Origin of the sequence: Microvirga pakistanensis, from assembly GCF_004458765.1 — a bacterium.
Classification (GTDB): domain Bacteria; phylum Pseudomonadota; class Alphaproteobacteria; order Rhizobiales; family Beijerinckiaceae; genus Microvirga; species Microvirga pakistanensis.
In genome coordinates this window covers 1-223 of the sequence record NZ_SPJX01000626.1, presented here as the reverse complement: position 1 = coordinate 223, position 223 = coordinate 1, and the positions used below count along the sequence as shown (strand labels likewise).

The 223-nt window shown below is 63.7% G+C and carries 1 protein-coding gene; it reads left to right on the top strand.

Going from position 1 to position 223, the window contains the following annotated elements:
* Nucleotides 1-223, top strand: a 223-nt coding sequence (locus tag E4K09_RS24125) for a septal ring lytic transglycosylase RlpA family protein (protein ID WP_134500196.1), incomplete at both ends; no start/stop codon positions are given.

Here is a 223-nt window from a genome sequence, read left to right as displayed (position 1 = left end):
GTGCATCCTGGTACGGCCCCGGTTTCCATGGGCGACGGACCGCAAGCGGTGAAACCTTCAATACCAATGACCTGACGGCGGCGCATCGCACCTTGCCCTTCGGCACCCGGGTGCGCGTCGTGAACAAGCGCACCGGAAAGTCGGTGGTGGTGCGGATCAATGATCGTGGCCCCTATGCGCATGGTCGTGTCATCGACCTCTCCCGCGCCTCGGCTGAGGCTAT